Consider the following 13,588-nt stretch of genomic DNA (forward strand, 5'->3'; position numbering starts at 1 on the left):
TTGGAGACTTATTTAAGCAGTTTTGGCGCTTGGGCACCATCAATCGGGCGGTTTACTGAGATCTTGCGACCTTTTTTCAAGCCGACTTCGTAGTCTGCTGTGATGTTCTTCATCGCTTCTTTGAGCTGCTGCTTGAACGTTTCGCGATCGATATTTTTGAACTCTTTATCAATGTAGTTATTGATCTTATTGTTGGACTCATCATCTGGCGCGATAACAGGAAGCTTTTCAAGCGCGCCTTCAATCCAGCCAGAGACAAATGAATTCACGCGTCTTGTTACTTCAGTATTCGCGGTACCGGAGCCAGCAAAGCTATTGCGGAATTGACCTGTATGCTCATTCATTTCACGGTAGATGATATCAAACGCGAATGCGGCGAAAATGGCGCGATCTGCCTCACCAATAAACTCGACGCGCTTAAGGCCTTTGTGGTTCAGTAATACCGCTTCAACACCAAACTTAGTGTTAATACCGCGAATGACGCGAAGTAGGGTAGAACTGATGGTGGTTGGCAGTAGATGTGTCGATTGTGTTTTGCCCATTTTAATGAACTCGATATCGTCTTTATCGAGGCCATACTTAAGCATCAGTCTATGCGCCATTTTGATGGCGTTTGCTGCTTCATTGACGTTTGCAGAGTTACCAAGCTCTAGGCACTTAGCAATCTTTTTAAGGGCTTTTTGTTTATCCATCGACAACCTGAAGTCTCTATACCGCGGAAGAAAAAACGGGCGCTTATTTTAGCGACTTTTACGCTAAAGGGGAAGAGTGTCACAGTCAGACTGTATGTTGATGAAACAAGGAAGGATGGAAATTCGTACGAAGCGAGTCGCCAAAGTCGCTATGTTGTCGCCCAAGTGACTATGTTGTCGCCAAAGTCACTATGTTGTCGCCAAAGTCACTATGTCGCCCAAGTGACTATAGAGTCACTTGGGCATGCGATAAAGGAAATGGGAGGCTTAAATACCGAGTTCGTCGAGCAAATCTTGACTGTTGTCGACCGCTTCTGACTTTGAAGCGTCTTTCTCCGCTTGCTTGGAACGCGCCTGTTCAATAATCGTGTCTGGGCATTCGTCCGGCTGAACTTCAAACTCTTCCATTTGGATGAATTCGGTTTTATCCATTGCAAACTCAAGATAGAAAATATTGTTGTCTTCGGTGGAGAACGTCACACGGCGTGCTTGAGGGCGCTCTAGATTGGTGTCGACCGACAAAACGACCTGTTTATTGATAGACAGCATTTTCGGTTGGTTCTGAGTAATGTTGGTTTGTAGCTCTTTACGTACTTTGTTGGTGAAGTCGCCAACGAGTTGGTTCATCAGCTCGCCCAGAACATCGCCCACTTCGTCTGAGTTATGGTGAATCGCTAGCTCTTCTTCAGGCATACCCATGTTGCGCATGTAGTTGGTATAAAGTTCAAGTGCTGCTTTAGAGGTAAAGTTAATCACCACCAGTCCAGAAAAACCACCATCAAACAAAACAAAGCAGCCGTAGTCAGGCTTTAGTGTGGTTTTTGTTATCTTCTGCACCATCGCGGAATAGGTGACGCTCGATTGTGTTGCTGAAGTGAGGACGGTAGAGACCGACTGACATAGTTTAAGCAGAATATCTTCTGTAGTGATTACTTTTGTTTTTTTCATTGCGAACCGCTTGATCTAATGATGTCTTCCATAGGTTTGGGAGTGTGTCACGAAGCTTACTCGTTGAAAAGGCATAAAACAGAGGTGTTGTCCGCGAGTTTCCGATTTGATCACACTTTTAATTGTTGTAAAGTGGCGGGATAAGTAAAATCGATGTGCTTTCAGCGACGTATATAACGTTAGCCGTGACGTCTCTATGTACGCGTAAGAGCATTCATACAATTTACTCCTTTGCTGAGAGGATCAGCAGACTTAAGGGGCAGGAAGCTAAATGTTACCAAGATTACATACTCAAACCGATATTCATCCCACTGTACAGGTGTTTCTCCAGCAGCTAGAAGCGAATGGCTTTAGCGGCGATATAGAGACTCAGTACTCTAGCCGTTTGGCTGTTGCGACCGACAACAGTGTCTATCAAAAATTGCCGCAAGCCGTTGTGCACCCGAAAGCCACCCAAGATGTTCAATTGATTGGTGAGCTTGCTAGCCAAGACAAGTTCAGCTCAGTGACGTTTTCCCCGCGTGGTGGTGGCACCGGTACCAACGGTCAATCTCTAACCTCTGGTGTGGTGGTGGATTTGTCCCGCTATATGAATAGAGTACTGGAAATCAATGAAGATGAAGGTTGGGTTCGAGTACAAACTGGTATTGTTAAAGACGCCCTAAATGATGCAATTCGTCCGTATGGGTATTTCTTTTCACCAGATCTATCGACCAGTAATCGCGCTACTCTAGGTGGCATGGTTAACACCGATGCATCGGGACAGGGCTCGTTAAAGTACGGCAAGACCTCTGATCACGTACTTTCTTTACAAGCAGTATTTGCTGATGGTTCGCTGCTGGAAAGTGATGGTTCGGGTGCAGGAGTTCCATCGGGTAGCTTTGCTGAGCAAGCTCTCGCGGTATCGAAGAACGTATGTCAGTCACAGCGAACCTTAATCGATGAAAAGTTTCCTCCGCTTAATCGCTTTCTAACAGGCTATGATCTGAAAAATGCTTATCAGCCAGACAGTGATGACTTTGACTTCACTCGTATTCTTTGTGGCGCCGAAGGTTCACTGGCCTTCATTACTGAAGCGAAGCTGAACCTAACACCAATCCCTAAGGCGCGAACTCTAATCAACGTTAAATACAACAGCTTTGATTCCGCGCTACGTAACGCACCGTTTATGGTTGAAGCCAATGCATTGTCGGTTGAAACCGTGGACTCAAGGGTACTCAATCTTGCGAAACAAGATATTGTTTGGCATACCGTCAGTGATTTGATTAGTGACGTGCCGGGCAAAGAAATGCAAGGCCTAAACATGGTCGAGTATGCAGGGCAAGATGAACAGGAAGTCGCTCGCGCAGTAAAAGCACTCACCGATAGCTTGGATGAGAAACTAAAAACAGAACAAGACGGCATTATTGGTTACCAAATTACCAATGATGTGGCGAGCATTGGGCGCATCTATAACATGCGTAAGAAAGCCGTTGGCCTGCTTGGCGCAGTCAAAGGCAGCGCTAAACCGATAGCTTTTGCTGAAGACACCTGTGTGCCGCCAGAGAATTTGGCGGACTTTATCGCAGAGTTTCGAGTCCTACTGGATGGTCACAATCTAAATTACGGTATGTTTGGCCATGTCGATGCCGGTGTACTTCATGTAAGACCGGCGCTAGACATGTGCGATCCGAATCAAGAAGCGCTCATGCACCAGGTCTCCGATGAAGTTGTCGCATTGGTGGCGAAATACGGCGGTCTAATGTGGGGTGAACACGGTAAAGGTTTTCGTTCTGAGTACGGCCCTGAGTTTTTCGGTGATGAGCTGTTTAATGAGCTCCGCCGGATTAAATCTGCGTGCGATCCTCTCAATAAGATGAACCCCGGTAAGATTTGTACGCCGTTAGGGAGTGACGATGAGCTGGTGAAAGTATCTGACGTTAAACGTGGCACTTACGATCGTCAAATTCCAGTTGAAGTACGTGATAGCTTTTCTCAAGCGATGGAATGTAACGGCAATGGTTTGTGTTTTAACTACGATACGGCGTCGCCAATGTGTCCGTCGATGAAGGTGACGGCGGATCGTCGCCATTCTCCAAAAGGGCGTGCCGGTTTGGTGCGTGAGTGGCTAAGACAGCTGTCGGAGCAGGGCTTTGATGTCATAGAGCTTGAAAATGAGACCAAGAAATCACCAAGTGCGAAAGGATTGATCGAAAAGTGGCGCAATACCTTCAACAAGCGCCACGAGTACGATTTCTCTCACGAAGTGTATGAGGCGATGAATGGCTGTTTGGCCTGTAAAGCGTGTGCTAGCCAATGTCCAATCAAAGTCGATGTACCAAGTTTTAGATCTCGATTCCTCAACTTGTATTACACGCGATACCAGCGTCCAGCAAAAGACTATTTGGTTGCGAATATCGAAACCATGCTGCCCTATATGGCGAAGGTACCAAAAGTGGTCAACTTTGCGCTTAAGCAGCCTTTGGTGCAGAAGCTGACAGAAAAGTCGGTGGGCTATATTGATGCGCCGTTGCTGTCGGTGCCAACCCTGAAATCGAGAATTAAACATCAGCCAGTTTCAGAGTTCAATTTAGAACAGCTTCAAGCTATTCCAACTGCACAGCGTCAAGACTATGTGTGTATTGTTCAAGACCCGTTTACTAGCTTTTATGACGCTCAAGTGGTGGAAGATTTCGCCAAGCTGATTTTGAAGCTGGGTAAGAAGCCGGTAATCTTGCCGTTTAAACCCAATGGTAAAGCAACCCATATTAAGGGCTTTTTGGCACAATTTGCGAAGTCTGCTCAAAATACAGCGGACTTTCTGGCGGAGGTCGCGGCACTTGATATACCGTTAGTCGGCGTCGACCCTGCATTAGTGCTTTGTTACCGCGATGAATATACCGAGATTCTTGCTGAGTCACGTGGTGATTTTGATGTCCTTACAGTACATGAGTGGTTAACACCAATGCTCAAGGATATTGAACCCAGCAACGTGATTGATGAGGCGGACTGGTATCTGTTTGCGCACTGTACTGAGAAAACCAAAATGCCAAATGCTGAAAAAGAATGGGGTAGTATTTTCCAGCACTTCGGTGGACGCCTCACAACAGTTCCAGTTGGTTGTTGTGGTATGGCAGGCACGTTTGGTCACGAATCAGATAAGCTGCAAATGTCGAAAGATATTTATGGGCTTAGCTGGGCGCCAAATCTGGATAAGCTTCCGACAGAGCGTTGCTTAGTAACGGGATACTCTTGCCGAAGCCAGGTGAAGCGTTTTGAACACGCGCCAACCAAACATCCATTGCAGGCTGTGTTGCAGTTGTTGAATTAACCTAATTTTAAAGCGTCCTAGTCGGGCGCTTTATTATGTGTATTCTCGAAAAATCAAGGAGTCGATGTGAAAGCACTAGAGCTGAAGATACCGCCGGTGTTGGTTTTTTTGTTTGTTGCCGCTTCGATGTACTTTGTGGCTAGATACGACAATGGTTGGCTGTATACCTATATTCCGCTGAAAAGTGTTTGGGCAGCGGGGCTGTTTATCATTAGTGGCTTTATTGGTGTGTCCGGTGTGCTGGAGTTTAGAAAGGCGCAAACGACGGTCGACCCGACCAAGCCAGACAAAGCCAGCTGCGTAGTGGATAGCGGTATCTTTTCAAAAACTCGAAATCCGATGTATCTCGCACTGTTTGTTCTGCTGCTCAGCTGGGGGTTTTGGCTTGAAGACGGCTTAGCGCTCACCTTATGTTGGCTGTTTATTCCTTATATGAATCGATTCCAAATAAAACCTGAAGAACGAGTGCTCGAGGCTATGTTTGGTGAGCCTTACAAGCAATATAAAGATAAGGTTAGGCGCTGGGTTTGATGCTTATTTGAATAGAAAGTAGCAAGCCGTGTCATGTTAATGTGACACGGCTTGTGATAGTTGTTAAGCGTTTTGGCTTAGCGTCTCAAGAAACAGATCCTTACGTTCATGGAAGCGAGCTACAAGATCGTCGACCGCATTGGTATCGTAGGGCTTAAGACCACTTGCAACCATACGTTTAACGCCTTTACCAACGACATCACCGTCTTCTTTAAATGCAAAGTTAAGTGTGACTACACCACGTTTGCCTTCAACATCAAATGTCGCTCCAGTGAATTCAACTTCTGGGTGCTGAAGATCTAGGCGGTCAAACTCGACTTCCATACTCTCATAAATCACCAGAGGACGCTGGCAGTTGATCATCATCTGCTCTTGTTCCATTAATGGAACCATGATGTGAGGGAAGTTCATGCCAGAGAATTGAACATAGTTGGTCACGACATGTTCGATGAACGCTTGGTCATGGCTAACCTCACCTTGGTGAGTCATTTGCAAGTATTCTTTGCCCGCTGTATCAACAACAGCACTCTCGTGCTCGCCTTTTTCGACGACGTTCAGAGCAACACCGTCACCTACCATGCCGGAGAAATTAAAGCGCATCTTTTGGCTAATGCCTTCTTTTTGAAGTAGGACTGCGAATAGCAGATCGCCCGGTACACAAAAACGCTTGTTGTCTTCGTCATGGATAGGGTTGAAATCGCCCGCGACTTTTTTAGCGAAATGGCTCGCTTGCTTGCGGGTGAACTCAAATTGGCTTTCGCTTGTTGATACGTAAGGTGTTAGAAACATAATTCTCTTAGGATTAACTCAATTGCTGGCGATTATATATTAAGAAATCGTTTAACTGGTTCATCCAGTGTAGATTTTACTTAGAATTGTCGGTTTGACGTTTGTGCTTTGAGGCACAGTACTCAATTTTGATATTTTGAGTGGCAGTAAGGGAAAGGAGGCGAGAGTTCCGCCTCCATGGTGCTCGTAGTCTATGGGGTTAGGCTGAAGCGGCTTCAGACGTATTAGGCTTGGAAATCATAACCAGTGCGGCAATACACACAAGGGCGACAACAATACCGCCTAATGACAGTGTAAACACAGAAGCATAACCGAACTTGTCAATCGACATACCCGCTAGCATCGCCCCAACGCCAAAGCCTCCAGCCATACAAAGCATTAATAGACCTTGTGTAAGGGCTGGCGAGTTGGGGCTTAGTCTTCCTGCAATTGCTGGAATAATCATGTCATTCCAAGACATAGCCTGCATAAGCACAACGAGCAGCGCGATGGGTAAGATAGTGTTTACATCATGACCCGCCGTTAACCAGAATAATGAACCGACAACCAAGTACACTGCCTGAGCAGCATACCACACCATAAATGGTCCACTTTTTTGCATCCAACGCCCAGCAGATTCGAGCATGAAAATACTGATCACGGCAGACACCGCCATACCAAGCGCAGAATTACCAATCTCTACGTGGTACACCTCTTTAATAAGCAGTGGACCGAGCTCCATGAGGTTGGAGGAAAGAAACATAGAGAAAAACACGGCAAGCAAAAATAGGAACCAAGGCATTGCTTTTTTGGTTGCCTTCGGGCTGTGCTCTTGTGTCTCGCCCGATAGGGCTTCTTGCAGATTGGCTTCAACTGGAGGAGGCGGTGCAATGGTTACCATAACGAGGACAACAAAGACGAGACCCATCAAAATCAGCAATTGATTGGTGCTACTAACGGCCATCCAGTCAGCGAGGGCGACAAGGAGTCCGGTCACAACGATGCCGAAAAATTGACATTGATAGAGACTCGCCAATCCGCGACCTTCTTCTTTTTGATTCTTGCTAGAGGCAATCACAAAGGTAGGATTAAGCACGAGCAGTGCGACACTCCCAACGCCAATGAGTGCACCGACAATCCAGTAAGTCGTGGTTGAGGTATCGGCAAAGTAGAGGGTCAACAGCGCGATAAAGTGAGTCAACAGAGCAAGGCGTTGCAAGATCTGATGGCAAGAATGTTTGTCAGCCAGACCGCCAATTAATGGTGCGAGTAATCCAGCTCCGCCAATCAAGGCCATGACTTGGCCGAGCAAAGCACCGCTGGCGGTTCTTTCAATGATGATAGGATTGAGCAAAATTGCGATGCCTACCCATTGGACAATCCCAAGTGAAGCTTGGGCAAAATGCCATAAACGAACACCCTTCATAAGTTGTGACCTTCTACTAATAATTTACTCATGAATTTTCAAGTATCCGCACCAAGATACAAGTAACATACTATGAGTTACCTTCTCACATTCGAAGACGTGTTACCTTGAAGGATTAAAAATTCGAACTAGAGCATCCGCTGACAACAACCAGGCCACAATAACCATCTGATCTGTTGCATATTTTACAGTTTCATCTAACTTTATTAGACACACGTGAGTCACTTTCCCTTTGTGTAGATAGCGCGTCGGTGAAAGAGGCGAATAAAGGAGAATCCCTATGAAAGGTGGAAATCTAATCCGTTATTTTGCTTTGGCGGCGATAGTGCCAACAGTGCTTATGGGGTGCGCAAAATCCGATCCCGAGCCTGTAGGTATGGCAAATCCCGCCGCTGTCTACTGTGAAAAACACGGTGTTTACGATCTAGAAACAGGTATGTGTACTTTAAAATCGGGTGAAAAAGTGGATGCATGGGAGTATTTTCGAGCTCATCATCAGCAAGGCCCTGATAGCGCAGCACGTTTTTGTGAAGCGACGGGTGGCGGTTATATAGAAGACAAGAAGCAGTGTGCTTTGCCAGATGGCAAAGTCATGGATGCCGAAGAGTACTTTCGTGACCATCAAATGAGTGGCGCTGGTGGATAAGATCAACAGTCAAATTTCAGCTGTTCGTCGCTACCTAAGCCATCTTGCTTTACTGAGCGTTAGTGTTTTTTTCACGATAAGCATGACAGGCTGCACCAATCCTATCATTGAACAAGAACCAGAGATGTATACCACCTCTGGTTCACTCGCCCCTTATTCGCAATCCAACTTCAATCAATATATTGAACAAACCACCAAGTGGCTTGATGAGACTCGTGTATTTCATGGTGCTGGATACGATGCTGAGATGAAAGCGGTAAGTCCTTATCGATTAATACCAAATCATCCCAACGGGCAGGGGGTGCTATTGGTACATGGGTTGGGTGATTCGCCTTATTCATTTATTGATATTGCACCTGTCTTGGCTGAACAAGGTTACTTAGTGCACGTCATGTTGCTGCCTGGACATGGTTCTAGGCCAGCAGATTTAATGCTGCCCAATGTGAAAGACTGGCACGAAGCAGTTGCCAATCAAGTTACGCTGTTAAAGCGCGATGTTGATGAAGTGTGGTTAGCGGGGTTTTCTACCGGAACTAATTTGGTGACTTCTTATGCTGCTCAAAATCCAAAAGCGGTCAATGGGTTGGTTTTATTCTCACCTGCCTTTAGTCCTGATGATGTCATCGTACGTTTTGCTGGAACAGCGAGCGTCTTTGTTGACTGGGTGAACGTCGCAAAGGAACAAAACTATACCCGCTATGATTCACTTGCCATGCATGGTGCTGCGCTTTATTACCAAACGACAACTCAGGTAGAGTTGGATTTGCAGCAATATCAGCTAGAAGTACCCGCCTTGTTGATGGTGACAGAAAACGACGAGCTGATTGATACCGAAGGCGTGTATTCGCTGTTTAGAACCGAGTTCGTCAACCCAAACAGCCGTTTGGTGTGGTATGGCGAAAAGTCCTATCCTGATGCACGGGTTATCAAGCGCAGTATGGATCTTCCAAAGCAAAATATCGAGAGTGGCTCGCATATCTCAGTACTCTATCGCGCCGACAATCCTTTATATGGGGAAAGAGGGCTAATGCGACAGTGTGGGGGAGCGGAGGAAGGAGAAGTCTATACGGTAGATTGTGTTGGTATGCCAACATTGACCTATACCGCTTGGGGGTTACTTAAAGAAGATCGCATTAGTGCTCGCCTAAGCTGGAATCCCTATTTCGATACCATGATGGAAAGAGTGGTTAAGTTTATGAAAACGGCGAACTAGAAACTAGCAATTGAATGACCGCATAAACTCTTGATTATTTTATAAAGGCAATGCTTGGTGTCTTTATTAACTAGTACGCTGTATTGATCTGCTTCAAAATATTCTTTTATAAACAAATTACAATTAAAGAACATTCAACTTTTTTGTTAGCAGGTTCTCAAATTATATCCTATAGTAATGACATGTACGGTAACTTATAGATAATACACTTAGTTAGTTCGATAATGTCTTGTTTGAAAAAACGAACAAGGCTTGATAAGTCGAGTATTGTAAGTAGGTAAATAAATGAATAAGTTCAACACAATCAGTAGCTGGTTCACACTAGACTACAAAATCGCTTTCTTCTTCCCTTCGAGATAACTCTCTCGCACTGTCCAGTGCGTCTGCCTGACAGCAACATGCTGACTGCAACACTAGGTATACTTACACCAGTGTGTACTCAAACCATTGTGTACTCAAACCATTGTGTACTCAAACCATTGTGTACTCAAACCATTGTGTACTCAAACCAAAGTTTACCCGTGTTGATGATCGTAGCCTGTGCTAGCGGCGTCATAAAATAAAACAATCAAATTCAATCGTATCTGGATATATTCCTAGATAGGGTTATCTGCAATTAAAATTTATCTCAGTCTTAACTATAAATAAAAGGCTTGAAGATAAATATATATAGGGTAATTAATAATGGAAAACTTCAAACACCTACCAGAACCATTCCGCATTCGTGTTGTTGAGCCTGTAAAACGTACTACACGTGAATATCGCGAACAGGCGATTATTAAAGCAGGTATGAACCCATTCTTATTAGATAGTGAAGATGTATTTATCGATCTTTTGACCGACAGTGGTACTGGTTCTATCACACAAGAAATGCAAGCGGCGATGTTACGTGGTGATGAAGCGTATAGCGGTAGCCGCAGCTACTATGCATTGTCAAATGCAGTGAAAGACATTTTCGGTTATGAACTCACTATCCCTACCCACCAAGGTCGTGGTGCAGAACAAATCTATATTCCTGTGCTAATTAAAAAGCGTGAAAAAGAGAAAGGTCTTGATCGCAGTAAGATGGTGGCGTTGTCTAACTACTTCTTCGATACCACTCAAGGTCATACTCAAGTGAACTGTTGTGTGGCGAAAAACGTTTATACAAAAGATGCGTTCGATACTGCTGTGAATGCAGATTTTAAAGGCAACTTTGACCTTGAGAAGCTAGAGCAAGCGATTGTAGAGGCGGGGCCTGCCAACGTACCATACATCGTGAGTACTATTACGTGTAACTCTGCGGGTGGCCAGCCAGTCTCTATCGCTAACCTGAAAGCGGTATATGAGATAGCTCAGAAGTATGACATTCCAGTGATTATGGATTCAGCGCGCTACGCGGAGAATGCGTACTTTGTTCAGCAACGTGAGCCTGGTTATCAAGACTGGACGATCGAGCAAATCACACGTGAGTCGTACAAATATGCTGATGGTCTAGCGATGTCGGCGAAAAAAGACGCTATGGTGCAGATGGGCGGTCTACTTTGCTTTAAAGACGACTCATTTATGGATGTCTATACCGATTGTCGTACCTTGTGTGTGGTTCAAGAGGGCTTCCCGACTTATGGTGGTCTCGAAGGCGGTGCGATGGAGCGCCTTGCTGTTGGTCTTTATGACGGTATGCGTCAAGACTGGCTAGAGTACCGCATCAATCAAGTTCAATACTTGGTGGATGGATTGGAAGCGATTGGTGTGGTTTGCCAGCAAGCTGGTGGTCACGCAGCGTTTGTCGATGCCGGTAAGCTTCTTCCACATATCCCAGCGGATCAGTTCCCTGCGCACGCACTGGCATGTGAGCTGTATAAAGTGGCGGGTATTCGCGCGGTTGAGATTGGTTCACTATTGCTAGGTCGCGATCCAGCAACGGGTAAGCAGCACCCATGTCCAGCAGAGCTACTTCGACTAACGATTCCTCGTGCAACTTACACGCAAACGCACATGGATTACGTCATCGAAGCGTTTGAGAAAGTAAAAGCCAACGCACACAACGTGAAAGGGCTCGACTTTACTTATGAGCCTGAGGTGTTGCGTCACTTTACTGCCAGACTGAAAGAGGTGGAAGTGGCCGTAAAGGGCGAAGCTCACAAGGCTGAAGAGAAGCAACTCGAAGAAGCCTAGTCACACCTAAAGAACGCAGCCTTTGAGCTGCGTTCTTTTTCCTAAAAACAACATAATAAAAAACAAAATAATAACGATAGATCACCCTAATCCAATAACGTGAATTTAAGAGAGCAGAATGATGAAAAAGAATCCGTCGCTCATTGGTGGCGCGTGCATCATTGCTAGCGTCTGTGTCGGCGCTGGCATGCTTGGGCTACCCAGTGCAGGAGCTGGCGCATGGACCGTGTGGTCAATGCTGGCGATCGCCATTACCATGATTGTTATGACAATATCGGGATGGATGTTGTTAGAAGCATTTAGACATTATGATTTAAAGGTCTCTTTCGATACGGTGACCAAAGATTTACTAGGTAACAAGGTCAACTTACTGAACAACATTACCGTTTATTTTGTTGGCGGTATATTACTGTACGCCTACATTACTTCTTCCGGTTTAATCCTTCAGGATGTGTTAGGCCTGAATGCCAAAGTGGCATCGGCACTGTTTGTACTCATTTTCTCAGCGTTCGTTTGGCACTCCACTCGAGCGGTAGATAGAATCTCCGTCGTTTTGATCGCCTTCATGATACTGAGCTTTGTGTTTGGCGTGTCGGGACTGGCGGTCAAGGTCGACATGTCGGTACTGTTTGACACCATCGGTGAGGAAAATGCATACGCGCCATACGCTATGGCTATGTTGCCAGTCGCGTTGACATCGTTTGGTTATCACCATTCGGTATCATCTATGCGTGCCTATTACGGTGAGGAAACCAAAGCCAAATACGCTATTTTGGGCGGCACGGTGATAGCGCTTACCCTCTATTTCTTATGGCTTTTCAGTATCTTCGGCAACTTACCGCGCGCGAATTTCGGCCCGGTTATAGAACAAGGTGGGAATGTTGATGCATTGCTCAAAGCGCTGGGCTCTGTCATAGAATCGGAGCAGGTTGCAAACGCCATCAATACCTTCTCTATGGCGGCGATATTGTCATCGTTTATTGGTGTTGGCCTAGGTGTATTTGATTTCTTAGCTGACTTCTTCAAGTTTAGCGATGACAAATCAGGTCGTACTAAGACGTGGCTAGTTACCTTTTTGCCACCACTCGTTCTGTCACTGCTGTTCCCATTCGGCTTTGTTATTGCCATTGGTTATGCAGGCGCGGCTGCGACGGTGTGGGCATGTATTATCCCAGCATTATTAGCTCGCAAAACACGTCTGGTGCATGCAGGCGCAGGAGGCTTCACGGCTCCTGGGGGCAATGCAATGATTTCTGTCGTCATCGGGTTTGGGGTATTGACCGCAATCTTCCATGTGCTTTCTATGTTGGGAATGCTGCCTAACTTTACTGGCTAACGTTATTCCCAGTTTTAAAACCCGCCATTATTTATGTTCACTGTGACCAGTAGCCCGGTGTTACTGGTTCACTCTGAGCGCAATAGACAACTAGGAAAATAAAATGAACGCAATTTCTACAGATAAAGCGCCGCTTGCTATCGGCCCGTATGTTCAAGGGGTGAGCTTTGGTGATATGGTCATCACCTCGGGTCAGTTGCCAATTAATCCTGAAACTAAAGTCATGCCAGACGATGTGGCTGAGCAAACGAGTCAGTCTCTTCAAAATGCGCTCGCGATCATTTCTGCATGGGGCTTGGAGGCAAGCAATATTGTCAAAACCACGGTGTTTGTGAAAGACCTTAATGATTTCGCTAAGGTTAACGAGGCGTATGAGCAGTTTTTTGTCAGCCAGAATGCTCCATTTCCGGCGCGTTCGTGTGTAGAAGTAGCAAGGCTGCCAATGGATGCCAAAGTGGAAATTGAGGTGATTGCTGTAAGAGGTTAGCTGGTGTTTGGGGGCGCCTCTAATGCGGCGCCTTATCGTGAGCTCGCAGCTCATTCCCAAAATATAGACGGGTT

At 45.8% G+C, this 13,588-nt stretch carries 12 protein-coding genes; 8 read left to right on the forward strand and 4 right to left on the reverse strand.

Features of this window, described 5'->3' with window-relative positions; all coding sequences use genetic code 11:
* Positions 1–8: 8 nt before the first annotated feature.
* Together PG915_RS07860 and PG915_RS07865 are read right to left on the reverse strand one after the other, a co-directional pair.
* A complete protein-coding gene (locus PG915_RS07860; RefSeq protein ID WP_353498622.1) occupies positions 9–692 on the reverse strand; it encodes a DUF2786 domain-containing protein in 684 nt (227 codons plus the stop codon).
* A 267-nt stretch (positions 693–959) separates the two neighbouring features.
* Positions 960–1,640, reverse strand: a complete 681-nt coding sequence (locus tag PG915_RS07865) for a DUF3334 family protein (RefSeq protein WP_353498623.1) — start codon at positions 1,638–1,640, stop codon at positions 960–962.
* Positions 1,641–1,911: 271 nt separating this feature from the next.
* Between PG915_RS07865 and PG915_RS07870 the strand changes: the two genes are divergently transcribed.
* Positions 1,912–4,950, forward strand: coding sequence for a D-2-hydroxyglutarate dehydrogenase YdiJ (locus PG915_RS07870; protein WP_353498624.1), 3,039 nt, complete (start codon positions 1,912–1,914; stop codon positions 4,948–4,950).
* 66 nt (positions 4,951–5,016) lie between these two features.
* The gene (locus PG915_RS07875; protein ID WP_353496027.1) at positions 5,017–5,481 is read left to right on the forward strand and encodes a methyltransferase family protein; all 465 of its coding nucleotides are present in this window, start codon (positions 5,017–5,019) and stop codon (positions 5,479–5,481) included.
* 63 nt (positions 5,482–5,544) lie between these two features.
* Here the strand turns inward: PG915_RS07875 and PG915_RS07880 are convergent, their stop codons facing one another.
* Both PG915_RS07880 and PG915_RS07885 read right to left on the reverse strand, forming a co-directional pair.
* On the reverse strand, positions 5,545–6,270 hold the full coding sequence (locus PG915_RS07880; RefSeq protein WP_353496028.1) for a DUF3581 domain-containing protein: 726 nt from the start codon (positions 6,268–6,270) through the stop codon (positions 5,545–5,547).
* 199 nt (positions 6,271–6,469) lie between these two features.
* Entirely contained in the window at positions 6,470–7,675 is a 1,206-nt protein-coding gene (locus PG915_RS07885; RefSeq protein ID WP_353496029.1) for an MFS transporter, read from the reverse strand.
* Between the two features lie 280 nt (positions 7,676–7,955).
* Here PG915_RS07885 and PG915_RS07890 point away from each other — a divergent pair, with 280 nt between their 5' ends.
* The 6 genes from PG915_RS07890 (at position 7,956) to PG915_RS07915 (ending at position 13,514) form a co-directional block, all read left to right on the forward strand.
* Positions 7,956–8,321, forward strand: a complete 366-nt coding sequence (locus PG915_RS07890) for a DUF333 domain-containing protein (RefSeq protein ID WP_353496030.1) — start codon at positions 7,956–7,958, stop codon at positions 8,319–8,321.
* On the forward strand, positions 8,314–9,534 hold the full coding sequence (locus tag PG915_RS07895) for an alpha/beta hydrolase (RefSeq protein ID WP_353496031.1): 1,221 nt from the start codon (positions 8,314–8,316) through the stop codon (positions 9,532–9,534). Before PG915_RS07890 ends, PG915_RS07895 begins: the two co-directional genes overlap by 8 nt.
* A 285-nt stretch (positions 9,535–9,819) precedes the next feature.
* Positions 9,820–9,894 (forward strand): tryptophanase leader peptide, encoded by a 75-nt coding sequence (gene tnaC / locus PG915_RS07900; RefSeq protein ID WP_112461785.1) that lies wholly within the window; start codon positions 9,820–9,822, stop codon positions 9,892–9,894.
* Positions 9,895–10,218: 324 nt separating this feature from the next.
* Positions 10,219–11,691, forward strand: a complete 1,473-nt coding sequence (gene tnaA / locus PG915_RS07905) for a tryptophanase (RefSeq protein WP_353496032.1) — start codon at positions 10,219–10,221, stop codon at positions 11,689–11,691.
* A gap of 121 nt (positions 11,692–11,812) precedes the next feature.
* Entirely contained in the window at positions 11,813–13,027 is a 1,215-nt protein-coding gene (locus tag PG915_RS07910; RefSeq protein WP_353498683.1) for an aromatic amino acid transporter, read from the forward strand.
* A gap of 103 nt (positions 13,028–13,130) precedes the next feature.
* Positions 13,131–13,514: a RidA family protein gene (locus PG915_RS07915; protein WP_353496033.1), complete on the forward strand. Its 384-nt coding sequence runs from the start codon at positions 13,131–13,133 to the stop codon at positions 13,512–13,514.
* The last annotated feature ends 74 nt before the right edge of the window (positions 13,515–13,588 follow it).

This window comes from Vibrio sp. CB1-14 (assembly GCF_040412085.2).
GTDB lineage: Bacteria > Pseudomonadota > Gammaproteobacteria > Enterobacterales > Vibrionaceae > Vibrio > Vibrio chaetopteri.

Coding starts and splice junctions, on each gene's coding strand:
- PG915_RS07860 (WP_353498622.1), bottom strand. CDS start 692: ATGGATAAACAAAAAGCCCTTAAAAAGATTGCTAAGTGCCTAGAGCTT.
- PG915_RS07865 (WP_353498623.1), bottom strand. CDS start 1,640: ATGAAAAAAACAAAAGTAATCACTACAGAAGATATTCTGCTTAAACTA.
- PG915_RS07870 (WP_353498624.1), top strand. CDS start 1,912: ATGTTACCAAGATTACATACTCAAACCGATATTCATCCCACTGTACAG.
- PG915_RS07880 (WP_353496028.1), bottom strand. CDS start 6,270: ATGTTTCTAACACCTTACGTATCAACAAGCGAAAGCCAATTTGAGTTC.
- PG915_RS07885 (WP_353496029.1), bottom strand. CDS start 7,675: ATGAAGGGTGTTCGTTTATGGCATTTTGCCCAAGCTTCACTTGGGATT.
- PG915_RS07890 (WP_353496030.1), top strand. CDS start 7,956: ATGAAAGGTGGAAATCTAATCCGTTATTTTGCTTTGGCGGCGATAGTG.
- tnaA (WP_353496032.1), top strand. CDS start 10,219: ATGGAAAACTTCAAACACCTACCAGAACCATTCCGCATTCGTGTTGTT.
- PG915_RS07910 (WP_353498683.1), top strand. CDS start 11,813: ATGAAAAAGAATCCGTCGCTCATTGGTGGCGCGTGCATCATTGCTAGC.
- PG915_RS07915 (WP_353496033.1), top strand. CDS start 13,131: ATGAACGCAATTTCTACAGATAAAGCGCCGCTTGCTATCGGCCCGTAT.